The sequence below is a fragment of the Marinibacterium profundimaris genome (assembly GCF_002210095.1).
Lineage (GTDB): Bacteria > Pseudomonadota > Alphaproteobacteria > Rhodobacterales > Rhodobacteraceae > Marinibacterium > Marinibacterium profundimaris.
This window is the reverse complement of record NZ_AQQR01000006.1, coordinates 242,799-261,286: the sequence shown is the minus strand read 5'-3', so window position 1 is coordinate 261,286 and position 18,488 is coordinate 242,799. Positions and strand designations below refer to the sequence as shown.

The following is an 18,488-nucleotide window of genomic DNA, read 5'->3' as shown; positions in this document are numbered from 1 at the left end:
CACGCCGCAATGGCAGGCCATGCGCCTGACCGGGTGATCAGGACGGGCGGTCTGGGCGGGCGGTCAGGGCGGGTCGGGCGATCCGGGATCCGTCCGGGGGGCCTCCCGGCGGATCGGGTCAGGTGTCAGATCAGGCCCGAGAACCGGTCCGGCAGGACAAATTGCGCCGCGTCCTCGGGGCGGTCGAAGTGGAAATAGCCGGTTTCGCCACGCGGCCCGAAGCTGCGGCGCATCCGCCGGCGCGTGGCGCTCATGTCGAACCCTTCGCGCAGGGGCAGCGCGGCGAAGGCCTCGAACACGGCGCGGTCCTCGCCGCGGGCCTCGGCGAACCAGTGGCGGCCGATCGAGACCTCTTTCACCGTGCCGCCGGTCGCCGCGACGGTGTCGTTGCGGCGGTTCATGACCTCGCAATAGGCGTCGAAATCGCAGAACTTCAGGTGAAACAGGTACAGGTGATCCGGCGTGTGGATCCTGGAATACTGGGTGTAATGGCCGCCGCGCGCGATCTTGGTCGGCACCGAGACGATGCAGGGCTTGGAGTAATGCGGCGCCGGGCGGACATGGCGGCGGGGCCCCAGGATCGGGCCGGTGATCGGCTCGGGTTCGATATCGATGCGGTGGATGACCTCAAGCCCCAGGGGGGTCAGCACGCGCTTGGCCGGCGTGTCGGCCAGGAAGGACAGCAGATCGGTTCCCGCGGCCGGGTCCAGCACGACAAGCTCGTCCACGTCGCCCACGATCACGTGCCGGTAATAGTTGCGCAAGCCCTGCACGATGCCGTTCAGCAGGCGCCAGCGCTTGATGTCGAAATTCCTGTGCGGATCGCCGGGCAGGCCGATGACGTTGCAGCCCTGCGCCAGCTCGGCCACCATCCCGCCCCGCCCGTGGTTCACGATGTAACAATTCTCGCGCCCCAGAAGCGTGCCGTAATGGGCCAGCCAGGCCTTCAGGAAGAAGGCGTCGTCGCGCACCATGGTCAGTGCTGCCGCGGTCTGCATGGCGATGCCCCTGCTCTGCCCTTGTTTTGCCAATCCTTAGCGTAGCATGTGGGGGATTGAGAATTGCAGAACGGGGGACCGCGCCGGATGAACCGCCAATGGGTGCCGGAAAGCTTCAGTGACAGCGGGCTGTTCGTCCGGCCCGGGCCGGTCGCGCCGCGCCGGGCGCAGGTGTTCGGGGAACGGTCATCGGGGACGAATTTCGTCAAGCGGCTGATCGGGCGGAACACCCCGCTGCGGCCGGTCGAGGCGCTGGGGTGGAAGCATGGCGGCGTGCAGGCGCTGGCGATCCCGGCGGATCTGGTGGTGGTGGTGTGTGTCAGGGGGGCGGCGGACTGGGCGCGGTCGATGCATGCCAAGCCCTGGCATGCGGTGGCGGCGCTGCAGGCGATGGCGTTTTCCGATTTCATCCGCGCGCCCTGGGACAGCGTGATCGACCGCCCGCGCTATTTCGACATCGACGGCGTGCGCGAACTGGTGGGTCAGCCGTTGCAGGCGGACCGCGATCCGCTGACGGGCGAGATCTACGAGGACCTCTTCGCGCTGCGGCGGGGCAAGCTGGCGCAGCACCTGGGCCTGCTGCAGCGGCATCAAGGCGTGGTGCTGGTGCGGATGGAACAGGCCGTGGCGGCGCCGGAGGCGTTTCTGGATGCGCTGGAGGCCGGGCTTGACCTGCCCCCCAGGACGGCGTTCCGGCCCGTGGTCAAACGGCTGGGCGCGAAGTTCAAGGGCGCGGTGGCGGAGCGGCCGGAGACGCCCGCAAGCTGGACGGAGGCGGACATGGCCTACCTGCGGTCCCGTGTGGATGCGGAGCTGGAGAGCGCTCTGGGCTACAGCTACTGAGCGCGCGCGTGCGGGGGATTGGCCGGGGCCATGGGGATGTACGTGCCTGCACCGGGTCGATGCGCTGCGAGCACATGGCGTCGACGGCCCTTTGGGCCATGCACTGCACATCATGGGCAGGGGGAAAGTGGCGCGGTTGACGGGGCTCGAACCCGCGACCCCCGGCGTGACAGGCCGGTACTCTAACCAACTGAGCTACAACCGCGCGTAGGAGGGGGACATAGGGGGTGTGGCCGGAGGCGTCAAGCGGGTTTTGTCAGGTTGACGGGTGGATTCTTGGCGGGTCAGGTTGCGCGGCGGTGACGTGGGGCAGGTGATGAGTGCGGAAGACGATTACGCGGAGGCGGAGCGGCTGGTGAGCCGGGCAATCGAGAACAACGCAACGCGATTGTCCCTGAACGAACTGACAGATCTTGAGACGCTTCCAGACACGATCTCACGGATATCGACGCTGGAAGAGCTAGAGCTTGGTGGCACGCGAATAACCGACGTTGAACGGATCAAACACCTTCCACGGCTGAAGACATTGCGGCTTAACGGAAGTCCCGTGGCGAATGCGAAACCACTTTTCGAAACCCCCGGCCTTGAGACGCTGAACCTAAGCGGGACCCAAGTTGAACAAATTCCCAACTTCCGAAAATCCCAAAAACCCTCCGGATTGTTGAACTTGTCGCTGGCAGACACACCACTGTGGGACGTCACACAACTCCAGTTCTTGCTCAGCCTTGAAACGCTCAATCTGAGCAACACAGAGGTCGAGGATATCGGCTCTCTGAGGGCGCTGTACAACTTGCAAGCGCTCGACCTTACCGGCAGCAAGGTTTCGGATCTGAGAGCCATTGCAAAGGTAAAATTCGACCGGGTGGGTGGCGAGCGCAGGCGGGGGCTGCACTTCGCGGGGACGCCTGCCGCGATCTCAACGCCGGAGCTGGCAGAACTATCGCGCATCGAAGATGATGCGGAGCGAACTGCCGAGACGCTAGCTTACCTGAAGACACTTCCGCCTTGGCCCAAGACCTGGGAGCGCGGGCAAGCAATGGCCGGCGCAAACGCCGAACCAGACCTACCAAAACAACAGCCCGCACCGGTCGAGGTTGTCATTCACGATGACCGCATTGGCCTGAGCGCCGCGCATCATGCCGCGGACAGCGCCGTGGAATTGCGGGCGCGACAGGGCTGGACCGCCTTGCAGGATTTTCTGGACGATCTTGAAGACCAACGCCCAAGGATTGGCAATTCGATGCCGCGTCTTGCAAAGGCGCTAGATCGTTTGGCGGCCGCACTTGGCGAGGATTACGACAACGTCAACGCCATCGCCCTGGGCACCCATGGCGACCGCGTCATCCGGCAATCCGCCGAAGCCCGGGAGGTGCTGATGGAGGAGGATGCCGCCGATGTCGAAGCCTTTGCGGCATCCCTGGCCCTGTTGCTGGAGAGATTTCCGGAATGGCTGGCCTACAAGGCGGACGCAGTCTCCGCGATACCAACCGTGGAAGAGACCGAAGCCCTCGCACAGGAGGTCGAACAGGCGCTCGGTGATCTGGATGAAGAACCATTCGTTTCGCCGGACGTGACCTTGGCCATGGAGGATATCATGGCCTTCGCGCAGGAAGCCCCGGATGACCCGGTTGCGGCAAAGGGCCTGAGAGCCAGCGCGGCAAATGTCATCTCCGCCATGGGTGCGATGGCGCTGACCGGTGCCAGATGGATGCGGAACCAGGGACTCGATCTCGCCCGGATGAGCGTCGAGGAAACCAAGCAGGCAATCGCAAAGTCGGTCGGCGCAGCCGTTTCGGTCACTGCGGTCGGTTATTTCACACTCAAGGCCGCCGAGTTCGCAGGGCTGGCAAGCCGGATGGCCACCGAATGGCCATGGCTCGCGCCGCTGCTCCGCGCCCTTGGTATCACCATCTGACGCCCCTGCCCGACCGCAACCGGCCGCCCCGGATCGGCATCAAAACAGCGACCATGCGGACCGGAGAATATTGTACAAAACGCACAAAAGCGCCCGAAGGCGCCTGCGCATTTCGTACGAAATGGAAGAAAGTGGCGCGGTTGACGGGGCTCGAACCCGCGACCCCCGGCGTGACAGGCCGGTACTCTAACCAACTGAGCTACAACCGCGCTGGCCACCGGCATCCGCCAGTGGTGGAGCGGGGGATAGGCCCCCCCGCCTCCGGGGTCAAGCGCATTTCCGCAGGCCCGGTGCAGTTTTTCGCCAAAGCGCCGGATCGCGACCGGATCGGGGCAGCCCTGCCCGCGCGGGACCGGCCCGGCCAGGGCCTGTCAAGGCAGCGGGATGAACTCGTCCTTGTCGGTCGGCGGCAGCGAGAAGCGGCCATGTTCCCAGTCGCCTTCGCGCCAGGCCTCCTTGGCGGCCTCGATCCGTTCCTTCGACGAGGCGACGAAGTTCCACCAGATGTGGCGCGGCCCTTCCAGCGTCGCCCCGCCCAGCAGCAGCAGCCGCGCACCGGCGGGACCGGCGCGCACGCCCATGCGGTCGCCGGGGCGGAACACCATCATCTGGCCGGGATCATAGGAGGTGCCCGCGATCTCGACCGAGCCGTCGACCACGTAGATGCCCCGGTCCTCGTGATTGTCGGGCAAAGGCAGGGTCGCGCCGGCCTCGAGCGTGGCGTCGGCGTAGAACATTTCGGACGGGGTCGCGGCTGGGGCGGTTTCGCCCCAGGCGGAGCCGAGGATCAGGCGGACCTGCTTGCCCTCGCCTTCCAGCAGCGGCAGTTCGGACTTGCCGACATGGACGAAATCGGCGGGATTGTCTTCCTGGTCCTTGGGCAGGGCGATCCAGGTCTGGATGCCGAAGAGGTCATAGGGCGCCTTCAGCATGTCGCCATCGACGCGTTCGGAATGGGTGACGCCATGGCCGGCAGTCATCAGGTTCACGGCGCCGGGTTCGATCCACTGGTCGGTGCCCAGGGAATCGCGGTGATGGAACTTGCCCTTGTAAAGATAGGTGACGGTCGCCAGCCCGATATGGGGATGCGGACGGATGTCGATCCCCTGCCCCGTCACGAATTCCGCCGGCCCCATCTGGTCGAAGAAGATGAAGGGGCCGACCATCTGCCGCTTTGGTGCAGGCAGCGCGCGGCGGACCTCGAAATCGCCAAGATCGCGGGCGCGCGGGACGATGAGGGTTTCGATCTGATCGACGGCGTCGCCGGTCGGGCAGCTTGGATCGAGCGCGGGGTTCCAGCTCATGATGTCCTCCACGGGGTTGATGCGGGAAAGGTAGCATCGATGGGGCATCCCACAACTGGCGCTGGATGCACGGGTGTTCCGCCCAGGCGCACAGATGCAGGCGATATGGCGGCGTCTGAGCGCGGATCGGAGGGTCTGCGCCGTGGTCCGGTTTGTTAAAGGGCGGGCCCGGAGGGCTTCTTGCCCCCCGGTCGGGCTCCCCAACGGTGCGGGACGGCCGGCTCCCCGGCCCCATCGCCAGGACCTCCCGAGCCATTCCCGCCCGGGTCCGGTGAGGACGCCGCCCGCGCCTCAGCTCAGGTAGGTGCGGAACCAGGCGATGGTGCGCTCCCAGGCCAGCTCGGCCATTTCGGGATCGTAGCGCGGGGTGGAATCGTTGTGGAACCCGTGGTTGGCGCCCTCGTAGATATAGGCCTCGTAGGTCTTGCCGGCCGCGTCCAGCGCCGCCTGGTACGCCGGCCAGCCGGCGTTCACCCGCTCGTCCAGCTCTCCGTAATGCAGAAGCAGCGGCGCCTGGATCCTGGGCACGTCCGCCGCGTCGGCCTGCCGCCCGTAGAAGGGCACCGCCGCGCCCAGTTCGGGGAAGGCCACCGCCGCCGCGTTGGCCACGCCGCCGCCATAGCAGAAGCCGGTGATGCCGACCTTGCCGCTGACCTCCGGGTGATCCATCAGGAAGGCCACGGCGGCGAAGAAATCGTTCATCAGCTTCTCGCCGTCCACCTGCTTCTGCAGCGCGCGCCCCTCTTCGTCATTGCCGGGATAGCCGCCCATGGGCGTCAGCCCGTCGGGGGCCAGCGCGATGAAACCGGCCTTGGCCACCCGCCGCGCGACATCCTGGATATAGGGGTTCAGGCCGCGGTTCTCGTGGACCACCACGACGCCCGGCGCGGTCTCCACCCCGTTGGGACGGACCATGTAGGCGCGGATCTCGCCATGGCCCTCGGGCGAGGGATAGGTGATCCATTCCGGTGTGATGTCGGGATCGTTGAAGCTGACCTGCTCGGCCAGCGCATAATCGGGCGACATGACCCCCAGCAGCGCCGCCGCGGTCAGCCCGCCCGCGGCATAGCGCCCGGCGCGGTCCAGGAACTCGCGCTTGGTGATGATGCCATGGGCATAGAAATCGTACAGCTCCAGCAGTTCCGGGCTGAAATCCTTCGCCGTCATCCGCCTTGTCGTCGGGGATTGGTCGGTCATGGGTCGTCCTCCTCCTCAGGTCATCCGGGCGCGCGGCCCGGCACGATCTATTCGGCCGGGGTGGCCGCCGCCTCGGGCTCCGGATCGCGGCGCAGCCCTTCGATCAGAAAGTAGATCACCGGCGTCACCAGCAGCGTCAGCACGAAGGCGAAGCTGAGCCCGCCGGTGATGACCAGCCCGATGGCCGTGCGGCTTTCGGCCCCGGCGCCGGCGGCGGTGGCCAGCGGCACGGCGCCCAGCACGGTGGCGATGGTGGTCATGGTCACGGGCCGCAGCCGGGTGACCGCGCCCTCGATCGCGGCCTCGCGCAGCGCCATGCCCTCTTCGCGCAGCTGGTTCGAGAACTCGACCATCAGGATGCCGTTCTTGGCCATCAGCCCTACCAGCAGCACCAGCCCGACCTGGCTGTAGATGTTCACCGATTGCCCGGCGAGCCAAAGCGTCAGCACCGCGCCTCCCAGCCCCAGCGGCACGGTCAGCAGGATCACCAGCGGCGTGCGGAAGCTTTCGAACTGCGCGGCCAGCACCAGGAAGACGATGGCCAGCGCCATGGCAAAGACCATGGTCATCCCGCCCGAGGTCTTCAGGTAATCCGCCGCCTGCCCCTTCCAGCCGATCTGCGCGCCGGCCGGCAGCTCGGCCACGGCCCGTTCCACGCGCGAGATCACCTGCGCAAGGTCGGCGCCCTCGACCATGTCGGCCTCGACCTCGACCGAATGGACGCGGTTATAGCGTTCGATGGCCGGCACCAGCGCGGCGGTCTCGACGCTGGCCACCGCCGAGAGCGGCACCAGGTCGCCCCGGTCGTTGCGCAGCAGGATCGACATCAGGTCGTCGGGGCTGTCGCGGTCCTCGGGCGCGGCCTGCAGGATCACGGGATACTGGCGGCCATCGTCGCTGAACTCGCCCACGGTGCGCGAGGCGATGAGCGTGCGCAAGGTCGAGGAAACGGCTTCGGCGTCGAGGCCCAGATCCTGCGCGCGCAACCGGTCGACCGTCAGCGTCGCGCCGGGCTGGTTGGCGGCATAGCTGACCTCGACCCCGCTCAGATCCGGATCGGCCTCGAGCGTGACGGCCAGCTGTTCGGCCCATTCGGCGGCGCGGTCGATATCCGGCCCGCCCAGCATGAAGCGCAGCCCCCCGCGCCCGCCGCCAATGCCCAGGCCCCCCGAGGCACGGATCCAGGTCGCGGCCTCGGTGATCTCGATCAGCGGTCCGCGCAGGGAGGCCACGACCTCGTGCACGCTTTGGTCGCGATCCTCCCAGGGGACGAGGTTGACGAAGAACATCGACCGGCGCAGTTCGCCCCACATGCCGACGATGGTGGTGACATTGGCGACCACGCCCTGCTCCTGCAGCGGGGCAAGCAGGGCCTCGACCTTGCGGGCGACGGAATCGGTGTAGTCCAGGTTCGAGCCCTGCGGCGCGGTCACGTAGATGCGCAGCTGGCCCCGGTCCTCGTCGGGGGTAACCTCCTGCGGGAGCGACTGGTAGATCGCGACCGAGGCGGCGATGGCGAAGGCGGCGACGGCCAGCAGGATCTCGGGCGCGCGAAGCGACCGGGTCAGCGCCGCGCGATAGAAGCGCTCGGCCCCGCCGATGATCCAGTTGACCAGCCGGGTCAGCAGGTTGGCCCGGTCGTCGCGCGGCATAAGCCGGGCGGCCAGCACCGGCGACAGGGTCAGCGCGACAAGGCCCGAGACCGAAACGGCGACGGCCAGCACGATGCCGAACTCGGCGAAGATCTGGCCGATCTCGCCTTCCATGAAGCTGACCGGCAGGAAGACGGCGATCAGCACGGCTGTTGTGGCGATGACGGCGAAATTCACCTGGTTGGCCCCGCGCCGCGCTGCCTCGGCCCGGGTGGCGCCCATGGCGCGGTGGCGCTGGATGTTCTCCAGCACGACGATTGCGTCGTCGACCACCAGTCCGATGGCCAGGATCATCGCGAAGAGCGTCAGGATGTTGATGGAGAAGCCCAGCATCATCATGGCGATGGCCGCGCCCAGGATCGAGATCGGGATCGTCACGACGGGCACCATCGACAACCGCGCCGAGCCAAGGAACAGGAAGATCACCGCGACCACGAGGCCCACCGCCTCGGCAAAGACCTGCACCACTTCGCGCAGGGCGGTTTCGATGAACAGCGCCTCGTCGGTGGTGACGCTCAGCGACATGCCCTCGGGCAAGGTCGTGCGGATGTTTTCCAGCTCGGCCTTCACCGCGTTGGAGATCGCGACCGTGTTGGCCTGCGCCTGCGGCTGGATCCCGATGCCAAGGCCGACGACGCCATTGGTGCGGAACATGCTTTCGGATTGCGAGGCGCCCTGTTCTATCCGCGCCACATCGCCCAGCCGCAGCGGGCGCGGGCCGTCATCGTCGCGGATGACAAGGCCGGAGAATTCCTCGGCCGAGGTGAAGCGGGTGCGCGCCAGAAGCTGCAGCTGGCGCGCGCCGGTCTGGATCTCGCCCGCAGGAAGTTCGACATTGTTGGATTGCAGGGCCGAGGTGATGTCACCGGTGGTCACGCCATGGGCGGCCATCATGTCGGCATCCAGCCAGATCCGCATCGCCGGGGCCCGTTCGCCGTAGATGCTTGCGTTGGCCACCCCGGGCAGCCGCGCGAGCCGGTCGATGATGTAGCGGTCGGCGTAGTCCGACAGCTCCAGCGGGGTCAGCCGGGTCGAGGACAGGCTGAGCCGGACGACCGGGTCGCTCTCGCTGTCGTTCTTGCGCACGACCGGCGCGTCGGCGCCATCCGGCAGGTCGCGCGCGGCGCGGTCGATGGCGGTGCGCACGTCGTTGGCGGCGTTGTCGATGTCGCGGGACGGATCGAAGATCAGCACGGTGCGGGCGCGGCCGCGCTCGCTTTCGGTGTCCATGCTGTCGAGGCCGGAGATCCCCGCCAGCGCACCCTCGATGATCGAGGCGACCTGGTTGTCGACCACGTCCGGCGCGGCGCCGGTGTAATTGGTGATGACGGTGATCCGCGCGCTGTCGGTCTGCGGCAGCTCCCGCACCGGCAGGCGCGTCAGGGCCACGGCGCCGATCAGCACGATCAGCAGGTTCAGCACCGAGGCCAGCACCGGCCGCCGGATCGACAGGTCGGGCAGCGTCATGATTCGCCGTCCGAGGCCAGTGTTTCGGTGCTGGCCGGTTCGATCAGCTCGACGGTCATGCCGTCATCCACGCGGTGCAGGTTCGACACGATCACCGCTGTGCCCTCCACCAGCTCTCCCGAGACCTCGATCATGTCGCCCTGCTGGGCGCCGACCGAGACGGCGACGCGGCGGGCGGTGCCGCCTTCGACCACGTGGATATAGGACATCGCCCCCGCGACCGAGAGCGCGCGTTCCGGCACAGCCGGGGCCTGGCGCCGGTCGAGCACGAGGGAGACGCGCATGAACATCCCCGCCGTCAGCCGCCCGTCGTCGTTCGGCACGGTGGCGCGCAGCGCGATGGAGCGGGTGGATTGATCGACCCGCGTGTCGATGGCCCCGATCGTGGCCTCGAAGGTCTCGTCCGGGTAGGCCGGCGAGGTCAGCGAGACCGATTGCCCTCGCGCCAGCCGCGCGATGAAGCGTTCGGGCACGTTGAAGGCGACCTCGACCACCGACAGATCGTCCAGCGTCGTGATCTCGTCGGAACTGTCGATCAGCTGGCCCAGGGCGATATCCGTCAGCCCCACCAGCCCGTCGAAGGGCGCACGCAGGACGCGGTCCTGCAGCGTGTTGATCGCCATGTCGCGCTCCGCCTCGGCCCGCAGAAGCGCGGCGCGGGCGGATTGCAGCGTGGCCTCGGCGGCGCTGCCGCGCTCTTGCAGCTGCTGCTGGCGCTCGAAGGCGGCGCTTGCCTCGGACACCGTTGCCTCGGCCGAGGCCAGGGCCGCGCGCGCCTCGGCATCGTCGAGCCGCAGCAGCACGTCGCCGGTCGAGACCCGGTCGCCCGCCTCGAACGAAACCTCGGTCACGCGGCCGGCGGCAGAGGGGCGCAGGACCACCGATTGCCGCGCGAGCGTGGTGCCGACCGCCTCGACCGTTTCGGAAAAGGTCAGGGTTTCAACCGGCTGGGTGAGAACGGCGACATCCCCGCCGCCGGGCCGGCCCGAGGAGCCGGGCGGCGTGGCGGCCAGCATGTCGTCGGTATACCGGAAGCCGCCGATCGCCGCGGCGCCCAGCAGGGCGCAACCGAACAGGAGTCGGAGTTGTTTCATACCTGGCTCTCCGGATCGGATCGACGCGCTGGCGCCCGGCTTGCGCGGCTTTCCGAAGATGATGCGGGTGATGCCGCGCTGCGGCAACCAAACTCTTCGTGTGCTTACCGAATTTTCCCGGCGTCGCGCGGCGCAGTCTACACCGGAACGCCCCGGACACACAGGATTTCGGCCGGATCCTGTCCATCGGGCTGCGATGCCGGCCGGTCTGCGCGCGGGATACGCGGATGGTCACAAGGGGGATACGCCACGGCGCGGCATCCGGATCAGTCTTGGATGGCCAGCAGGCCACATCCGGTCCCGCGAAGCGGGTGATATTGACCGATCTGTCGGGATGATGGTGCGGTCGAGAAGACTCGAACTTCCACGGGAGTTACCCCACAGCGACCTCAACGCTGCGCGTCTACCAATTCCGCCACGACCGCACTGTCAGGCTTGGTGTCGGCGTCGTATAGACGAGCGCTCCGGGCACCTCAAGGGGCAAAACCACGCTTCCGGCCCGGGGTTGACGTTTTTTCGCGCGAACCTCAGGTTGCCGTCACGCGCCCCCCGAAAGGAGCCTCTCATGGATCAGACCGACATCGTGCACGTCGTCGAGGTGGAGATCGTCTCGGACGTGGTCTGCCCCTGGTGCATCGTGGGCTTCCTGCAGCTCAGGAAGGGGCTGGAGATGACCGGGCTGGGCGCGCGGATCCGCTGGCATCCGTTCGAGCTGAACCCCGGGATGGCGCCGGAGGGGCAGAACCTGACCGAGCACATCGTCGAGAAATACGGCGCCACGCCCGAGCAGAGCCAGGCGTCTCGCGCGCAGCTGGTGGCGATCGGGCAGGAGCTGGGCTTTGCGTTCAACTTCACCGACGAGACCCGGATGGTGAACACCTTCCGCGCGCATCAGCTGCTGGACTGGGCCGCCGAACGCGGCCTGCAGCATCCGCTGAAGCTGGCGCTGTTCAAGGCGCATTTCACCGATGCGCGGGATGTGTCGGACATCAACGTGCTGGTGGACGTGGCCGAAGAGGTCGGGCTGGATGCCGGGCCCGCGCGCGAGGCTCTGGAGACGAACGAACGCGCCGACGTGGTGCGGCAGAAGGAAAATTACTGGATGCAGAACGGGATACAGGGTGTGCCGACGATCTGCATCGGCGGGAAGATCGTGCTGACCGGCGCGCAGGAGGCTTCGGTCTATGCCGACGCGATCCGGGCAAGCGCGCAGATCCCAGCGGTCTGAGCCGAAAATGACCGGTACGAGAAAGGGGCGCCCGGATCCGGCGCCCCCATTCCCCTAATCGAAGCCAGGGCCTGAGCGACCCGGCGGACCTCAGTCCGAGGTCGAGAAGTTCGGCAGCGACGACGCGTCCTGCGAGACCTGCTGCGGGCGCGGCGGCACGTCATAGGCTTGGTCCACGGCGGCGCGCACCAGCGCCGCGCGCTCCTGTGCCTCGGCGCCATTGTCGACGAACACCGACTGGCCGTTCCGGGTCGCCTCCATCGCGCGGTCATACCAGGTCACGGCCTGCCCCGGCGCGACCGGGGTGCCGAAGCCGCCGGCCAGGTGGTGACCGACCAGCTCGCCATAGCCGCCCTGCCCCAGCGCCACCAGCACCAGGGCCGAGCCCAGTGCCACGGCCATGTCGTCCTGTTCATAGCCGACGCCGAGGCAGATTTCGCCCACGTCGATCATCTGCGCCGCGTCGCTGCCGGATTCGGCCAGCACCAGCGCGGTCTGGCGCACGATCTCCTGCCGCGGCTCGGTCGCGAGGCCGGTGACCATCGGCGCCATCACCGGGCCGAAGCCGGCGCACTGGCTGGCGATCCCGGCCTCGTCCACGTCCGAGACCTTGGCCGACAGCGCACGCGAGGTCGCGATGCTTTCGGTCCGGGCCATGCAGAACTGTTCGTGCAGCACGTCCACCGGCGCCTGCATCGTGCGCAGCGTCTGGTAGCCGCCGTTGGCGCGCGTCTTCTCGGAGACGGCGGCGCAATGGACGGCCAGCGAATCGGGTGTGGCCGAGACCTGGAAGCTGGGCAGCTGGGCCTGCCCGTCCGGCCGGGCCTCGGGCCGTGCCTGGGGTTCCGACACGCCGGCCATATAAAAACGCAGCAGGCGGCGCGCGTCTTCCGAGCCGGGGTCGGCGGCGGTGGCGGCGGCGCGCTCGTGCGATTCGAACAGGAAATCCTGCTGGAAATCCGTCAGCTCGCCGGTGGCGGGATAGCCCATGTAGGCCTGGTAGTCAGAGATCGCCTCGCGCGTTTGCGGGCCGATCTGGCCGTCCACACCGCCGGCGGAGAAGCCGAAATAGTTCAGCGCGCGCTGCACGTCGCGGCCGGTCTGGGACGCCGGGATCGAGGGCGACCGGCTGACCGGCGCCTTGGCCACGGTGCCGGGCGTGTTGTGCTGGACGCGGCTGCTGTCGGAGGGGGGCACGATAAGCGGCTGCGCCTGACGCCCCTGGTAGCTGCGGGTTGCCAGGTGGCCAAGAAGCCCGCCAATGGCGGCGCCGGCAACGAAACTGCCGGTATCCGCGGTGGCGCGGGTCAGCGGTGCCAGGGCCATGGCCCCGGCCAAAGTATAGGTCAGCGCGCGTTTCATCGTCATCGTGCCTTTCTGGTCATGCCTCGGGTTACGTCTTAGCCTGCGGGGCGGCCGTGTCAGCCGGATCGCGGGCGTCGTCCGCGTTACACGCGGCAAATCGCCCATTCCGTCGCTGAACGCGGGCGAAGCTTCGCCGGTTCCCCGGGCTTGCGGCCCGCGCGGCGGTCATGGCATGTGAAACACTGGGGCCGCGGGCAGCGAGACGGCCGGTCAAGGCCGGCGAGCGGCCCTGCGAACGCCCGCGAAACAGCGGCGATCAGGGCAGGAGACGCGCATGGTCGAATGGATCACAACGGACGGCCTGACCGGCTACGACGCCGCCGTCGCCTTCATGGAGGACCGCGCCGCGCGGATCGCCGAGGGTGCGGCGACCGAATGCGTCTGGCTGGTCGAACATCCGCCGCTTTACACCGCCGGGACCAGCGCGCGGGACACGGACCTGGTCCAGCCCGACCGCTTCCCCGTGCACGTCACGAAACGCGGCGGCCAGTACACCTATCACGGCCCCGGCCAGCGCGTGGTCTATGTCATGCTCGACGTCGGCCGCCGTGGCCACGACCTGCGTCGCTTCGTGGCCGACCTCGAAGCCTGGGTCATCGCCGCCCTGGCCGAGTTCAACGTGACCGGCCATATCCGCGACGGCCGCGTCGGCGTCTGGGTCGAACGGCCCGAAAAGCCGCGCGCCGTGACCGGCGCCGTGGTCGAGGACAAGATCGCCGCCATAGGCATCCGCGTCCGCAAGTGGGTCAGTTTCCACGGCATATCCATCAACGTGGACCCGGATCTGGAGCATTTCAGCGGCATCGTCCCCTGCGGGATCAGCGAACACGGCGTGACAAGCCTTGTCGATCTTGGCCTGCCGGTGACGATGGAGGATCTCGACGTCGCCCTGCGCCGCAGCTTTGACAGTGTCATGGGCGACCTGCCCGAGACCGGGACAGAGGCAGTGGCCGGCCCCGCCGCCTGAGACCACCCCGGATCACCGGGCGGGGATTGTGATCACACCCGCCGGACCACCCTGTGATCACAGGACCTCTTCCGGCACCGCGTCAGACCGAATGCCCGATCTTCTGCGCATCCAGGCAGGCATGGCGGGCACATTCCAGTTCCAGCGTGGCATGGGTGATCCCGTAGGCCTCACTCAGACGCACCTTTATCGATGCCTTGATCTCGTCCGCGCGGTCCCAGGCCCCGTGCTCGACCACCACATGGGCGTCCAGCGCCGCGTCGCGCTCCTGCATCTGCCAGATATGGACATGGTGCAGGCTTTCGACCCCGGGCAGGTCGGTCACCGTGGCGATGACCTCGTGCATGTCCAGGTCGCGAGGACTGGCCAGCATCAGCACGCGGATCACTTCGCCGACATCGGCCCGCACATGCATCAGGATATACGCGGAGATCATCAGCGTGACGACCGCATCCACCCAGTACCATTCGTACAGCAGAACCAGCGCGCCCGCGACGATCACCGCGACCGACCCCAGCGCATCGGCCACGTTGTGCAGGAAGGCCGCGCGGATGTTCAGCGACTGGCGCGACATGGCAAAGGTCAGCAGCGCCGTTATCACGTCCACGATCAGTGCCAGCGCCGCGATCCAGACCACGGTCCAGCCCGCGATCGGCTCTGGCGTGATCAGCCGCATGATCCCCTCGTAGGCGAGGTAAAGCGCAAGCAGCACCAGCGTGGTGTAGTTGACCAGCGCGGCCACCATCTCGGCCCGGCCATAGCCAAAGCTCATCTCGGCATCGGCCGGACGGCGCGCAATGCGGCGGGCCAGCACGGCGATGATCAGCGCGACGGCGTCCGAGAAATTGTGCAGCGCGTCGGCGATCAGCGCCAGGGAGCCCGAGAGGATCCCGCCGACCACCTGGGCCAGCGTCAGCCCGATATTGACCACCACGGCCCAGGCCAGGCGCCGGTCGCCGGTGCCGGCGTCGATCCCGTGGTGATGATGGCCGTGTCCATGGGAATGCCCATGGTGTGCCCCGTGATGATCATGCGGCATGTCGCCTGCCCCGCCTTTCTGCGCCCGGCCCAGGTCCGGGTCTCGCTAACCCTAGAGGCCCGGGCATCCACGGCAACCGGACACGGCAAAGCACTGCATCGCGGCCCGGCTCATGGCGGGGCCAGGTGCCCGGCATGAGCCGATGGGCGCCGCGCGGGCCTTGCCGGTCTCAGGCCGCCTCGATCGCCGCGCGGACCCGCTCGGCCTCGGCCTTGACGTCGTCCATGTCGGCCGCCGTCCGGGGCGGCCGCAGGCTGTCGCCGGCGCGGCGCGGCAGGATGTGGAAATGCAGGTGAAAGACCTCCTGCCCGCCGTCCCCTTCGTTGAACTGCTGCAGCGTGATCCCGTCGGCCCCGTAGGGCGCGCCCATCAGCGCGCGCGAGATCTTCTGCACCGTCTTCATGCAGGCCGCCAGCTGTTCGGGCGAGGCGTCCAGCACGTTGCGGCACGGTGTCTTCGGGATCACCAGCATGTGGCCGTCGACCCGCGGCATGATATCCATGAAACACACGGTATCGGCATCCTCGTAGACCCGGAAGGCGGGGATCTCCTCGCGCAGGATCTTCGCGAAGATATTGTCGTCGTCATAGGGCTCGGGATTGTAATCCATCGGCGGGGGCGCTCCCATGTTGAGGTGTTGCCATGGTTGTGCGTTGGGCGCGGCACGAGGTCAAGGAACCCGGCGCCGCCTGCCTGCGGGGGGCCGCCCGGCGACTCGCCCCATGACTGAATCAGGCCCGAGTCGCCACCGGATCGCGGGTGCCGGTCGGATCGCGCGGCACCAAAGCCGCCAAGCCACCGCCCGCAAGGGCCGGGAACAGGCCCCAAGGGCGACAAAGGTGCCGCTTCCCCAAGGGGGGCGCGGCAATTTTTCTTGATCTGGGTCAAGTTGCGGCATTGAAGCACACTCACTGGCATTCTAGAACCTGAATGAATATCGCGGCACCCTCGGGGGTGGCCCCGTGACGTGACGCAACAGGAGGTCTCCAGATGGCAGATGCAGCCATTCACGGTCACGAGCATGAAGACGAGCGGGGCTTTTTCACCCGCTGGTTCATGTCGACCAACCACAAGGACATCGGGATTCTCTACCTGATCACTTCGGCGATCGTCGGGCTGATCTCGGTGAGTTTCACCGTCTACATGCGTCTGGAGCTGATGGAGCCCGGCGTTCAGTTCATGTGCCTCGAAGGCGCGCGGCTGTTCCCGGGTTCGGCGGAATGTACGCCGAACGGTCACCTCTGGAACGTTCTGATCACCGGCCACGGCATCCTGATGATGTTCTTCGTGGTCATTCCGGCGCTGTTCGGGGGCTTCGGCAACTACTTCATGCCGCTGCAGATCGGCGCGCCGGACATGGCCTTCCCGCGGATGAACAACCTCAGCTACTGGCTTTATGTTGCCGGGACCACGCTGGCGGTCTGTTCGGTCTTCGCGCCTGGCGGCAACGACCAGGCCGGCTCCGGCGTGGGCTGGGTGCTGTACCCGCCGCTGTCGGTGAACGAGGCCGGCATGTCGATGGATTTCGCCATTTTCGCGGTGCACCTGTCGGGTGCCTCGTCGATCCTGGGCGCCATCAACATGATCACGACCTTCCTGAACATGCGCGCCCCGGGCATGACGCTCTTCAAGGTGCCGCTGTTCGCCTGGTCGATCTTCGTCACGTCCTGGCTGATCCTGCTGTCCCTGCCTGTCCTGGCCGGCGCGATCACCATGCTGCTGATGGACCGTAACTTCGGCTTCACCTTCTTCGATCCGGCCGGCGGCGGTGACCCGGTGCTTTACCAGCACATCCTGTGGTTCTTCGGGCACCCGGAAGTGTACATCGTGGTTCTGCCGGGCTTCGGCCTGATCTCCCACGTGATCGCGACCTTCGCCAAGAAGCCGGTCTTCGGCTACCTGCCGATGGTCTGGGCCCTGATCGCGATCGGCGCCATCGGCTTCGTCGTCTGGGCACACCACATGTATACGGTCGGCCTGACGCTGAACCAGCAGGCCTACTTCATGCTGGCGACCATGGTCATCGCGGTGCCCACGGGGATCAAGATCTTCTCGTGGATCGCGACGATGTGGGGCGGCTCGATCGAGTTCAAGACGCCGATGCTGTTCGCCTTCGGCTTCCTGTTCCTGTTCACCATCGGCGGCGTGACCGGCGTGGTGCTGAGCCAGGCCGGCGTGGACCGGTACTACCACGACACCTACTACGTGGTGGCGCATTTCCACTACACGATGTCGATGGGCGCGGCCTTCACCATCTTCGCGGGCTGCTACTACTATCTGCCCAAGATCACCGGCCGCATGTACCCCGAGAACCTGGGCAAGCTGCACTTCTGGCTGTTCTTCATCGGCGTCAACCTGACCTTCTTCCCCCAGCACTTCCTGGGCCGTCAGGGCATGCCGCGCCGCTACATCGACTATCCCGAGGCCTTCGCCTTCTGGAACATGTTCTCGTCGATCGGCGCGCTGATCAGCTTCTCGTCGTTCCTGCTGTTCTTCGGCATCGTGATCTGGACCGTCCGCAAGGGCGCCGTGGAAAACCGCCCGAACTACTGGAACGAATACGCCGACACGCTGGAGTTCACCCTGCCCTCGCCGCCGCCGGAGCACACCTTCGAGCAGCTGCCGAAGCAGGAGGACTGGGACAAGGGCCACGCCCACTGATCCGGTCTCACCAGCCCCGAAACATGCAAAACCCCGGCTTCGGCCGGGGTTTTCGTTTGCCAGGCCTCGCGCCGGTCTCGACATGATCGCGGGCCGGGATATTATCGACCTCATGCCCTACCGCTGGACGGATAACGACCGGCCCGAAAGCCGCGAGCTGCATCTCTGGCCGCATCAGTCGATGACGCCGGGGGGCTTTGTCATCTTCATCGGCGTGACCTTCGCCCTGCTCCTGATCCCGCTGATGGCCCTGATCGGCACGGTGCTGCTGTGGCTTCTGCTGCCCTTCCTGATGACGGCCCTCGCCGGTGTCTGGTTCGCGATCTCGACCAACCAGCGCCGCGCCCGGATCCTTGAGACCTTTACCCTGTCCGACGAAACCGCCCGGCTCACACGCCGCAACCCGCGCGGGGACGTCCAGGAATGGGAAAGCAATCGCCACTGGGCCCGGCCCGAACTGCACATCCAGGGGGGACCGGTGCCGAATTACGTGACCCTCAGGGGAGCCGGCCGCGAGGTCGAGATCGGCGCCTTCCTCTCCGAGGACGAACGCAAGGCGCTCTACGGCGAGCTCGCCGCGCTCCTCCGCCACCCCTGACGCACAGGGCCATCGACGCGCCGGGACCCTGCGGCGACCCGTCCACCAGGCGCCATCCCATGTCTTCACCTTTGGAAAAATACCTCCGGGGGAGTCGCGGCCTGCCGCGACGGGGGCAGCGCCCCCTTCACCCTCTCCGGTCGGCACCACCGCCGGACCG

The 18,488-nt window shown here is 67.2% G+C and carries 14 protein-coding genes and 3 tRNA genes; 6 read left to right on the top strand and 11 right to left on the bottom strand.

Annotated elements, in window-relative coordinates:
- Positions 1-125 precede the first annotated feature (125 nt).
- A complete protein-coding gene (locus ATO3_RS16450; RefSeq protein WP_088650962.1) occupies positions 126-998 on the bottom strand; it encodes a glycosyltransferase family 2 protein in 873 nt (290 codons plus the stop codon).
- An 87-nt stretch (positions 999-1,085) separates the two neighbouring features.
- On the opposite strand from ATO3_RS16450, the gene ATO3_RS16445 reads away from it, so the two are divergent.
- The gene (locus tag ATO3_RS16445) at positions 1,086-1,841 is read left to right on the top strand and encodes a hypothetical protein (protein WP_143747293.1); all 756 of its coding nucleotides are present in this window, start codon (positions 1,086-1,088) and stop codon (positions 1,839-1,841) included.
- A 128-nt stretch (positions 1,842-1,969) separates the two neighbouring features.
- Here the strand turns inward: ATO3_RS16445 and ATO3_RS16440 are convergent.
- A tRNA-Asp gene (locus tag ATO3_RS16440) sits at positions 1,970-2,046 on the bottom strand.
- 111 nt (positions 2,047-2,157) lie between these two features.
- On the opposite strand from ATO3_RS16440, the gene ATO3_RS16435 reads away from it, so the two are divergent.
- A complete protein-coding gene (locus ATO3_RS16435; protein WP_143747292.1) occupies positions 2,158-3,756 on the top strand; it encodes a leucine-rich repeat domain-containing protein in 1,599 nt (532 codons plus the stop codon).
- 132 nt (positions 3,757-3,888) lie between these two features.
- Here the strand turns inward: ATO3_RS16435 and ATO3_RS16430 are convergent.
- The 6 genes from ATO3_RS16430 to ATO3_RS16405 all read right to left on the bottom strand — a co-directional run bounded on the left by ATO3_RS16430 (position 3,889) and on the right by ATO3_RS16405 (position 10,895).
- Positions 3,889-3,965 (bottom strand) — tRNA-Asp (locus ATO3_RS16430).
- Between the two features lie 162 nt (positions 3,966-4,127).
- Positions 4,128-5,060, bottom strand: coding sequence for a pirin family protein (locus tag ATO3_RS16425; protein WP_088650998.1), 933 nt, complete (start codon positions 5,058-5,060; stop codon positions 4,128-4,130).
- 291 nt (positions 5,061-5,351) lie between these two features.
- The gene (gene yghX, locus ATO3_RS16420; RefSeq protein WP_088650960.1) at positions 5,352-6,257 is read right to left on the bottom strand and encodes a YghX family hydrolase; all 906 of its coding nucleotides are present in this window, start codon (positions 6,255-6,257) and stop codon (positions 5,352-5,354) included.
- Between the two features lie 47 nt (positions 6,258-6,304).
- Positions 6,305-9,376 carry an efflux RND transporter permease subunit gene (locus ATO3_RS16415; RefSeq protein WP_088650959.1) on the bottom strand — a complete coding sequence of 1,024 codons (3,072 nt, stop codon included), beginning with the start codon at positions 9,374-9,376 and terminating at the stop codon, positions 6,305-6,307.
- The gene (locus tag ATO3_RS16410; protein WP_143747291.1) at positions 9,373-10,470 is read right to left on the bottom strand and encodes an efflux RND transporter periplasmic adaptor subunit; all 1,098 of its coding nucleotides are present in this window, start codon (positions 10,468-10,470) and stop codon (positions 9,373-9,375) included. The genes ATO3_RS16415 and ATO3_RS16410 overlap by 4 nt, the downstream gene beginning before the upstream one ends.
- 338 nt (positions 10,471-10,808) lie before the next feature.
- Positions 10,809-10,895 (bottom strand) — tRNA-Leu (locus ATO3_RS16405).
- Positions 10,896-11,035: 140 nt separating this feature from the next.
- Between ATO3_RS16405 and ATO3_RS16400 the strand changes: the two genes are divergently transcribed.
- A complete protein-coding gene (locus ATO3_RS16400) occupies positions 11,036-11,698 on the top strand; it encodes a DsbA family oxidoreductase (RefSeq protein ID WP_088650957.1) in 663 nt (220 codons plus the stop codon).
- A gap of 90 nt (positions 11,699-11,788) precedes the next feature.
- On the opposite strand, the gene ATO3_RS16395 is transcribed toward ATO3_RS16400, so the two are convergent.
- Positions 11,789-13,066 carry a peptidoglycan-binding domain-containing protein gene (locus ATO3_RS16395; protein ID WP_158217987.1) on the bottom strand — a complete coding sequence of 426 codons (1,278 nt, stop codon included), beginning with the start codon at positions 13,064-13,066 and terminating at the stop codon, positions 11,789-11,791.
- 226 nt (positions 13,067-13,292) lie between these two features.
- Here ATO3_RS16395 and lipB point away from each other — a divergent pair, with 226 nt between their 5' ends.
- Positions 13,293-14,030, top strand: coding sequence for a lipoyl(octanoyl) transferase LipB (lipB, locus tag ATO3_RS16390; RefSeq protein ID WP_269845416.1), 738 nt, complete (start codon positions 13,293-13,295; stop codon positions 14,028-14,030).
- An 82-nt stretch (positions 14,031-14,112) separates the two neighbouring features.
- On the opposite strand, the gene ATO3_RS16385 is transcribed toward lipB, so the two are convergent.
- Positions 14,113-15,069, bottom strand: a complete 957-nt coding sequence (locus ATO3_RS16385; RefSeq protein WP_088650954.1) for a cation diffusion facilitator family transporter — start codon at positions 15,067-15,069, stop codon at positions 14,113-14,115.
- Positions 15,070-15,238: 169 nt separating this feature from the next.
- Positions 15,239-15,679, bottom strand: a complete 441-nt coding sequence (locus tag ATO3_RS16380; RefSeq protein WP_088650953.1) for an HIT family protein — start codon at positions 15,677-15,679, stop codon at positions 15,239-15,241.
- 380 nt (positions 15,680-16,059) lie between these two features.
- Here ATO3_RS16380 and ctaD point away from each other — a divergent pair, with 380 nt between their 5' ends.
- Both ctaD and ATO3_RS16370 read left to right on the top strand, forming a co-directional pair.
- Complete coding sequence (ctaD, locus tag ATO3_RS16375) at positions 16,060-17,730, top strand: cytochrome c oxidase subunit I (protein WP_088650952.1); 1,671 nt, start codon at positions 16,060-16,062, stop codon at positions 17,728-17,730.
- Between the two features lie 112 nt (positions 17,731-17,842).
- Complete coding sequence (locus ATO3_RS16370; protein WP_088650997.1) at positions 17,843-18,328, top strand: DUF2244 domain-containing protein; 486 nt, start codon at positions 17,843-17,845, stop codon at positions 18,326-18,328.
- Positions 18,329-18,488: the final 160 nt, after the last annotated feature.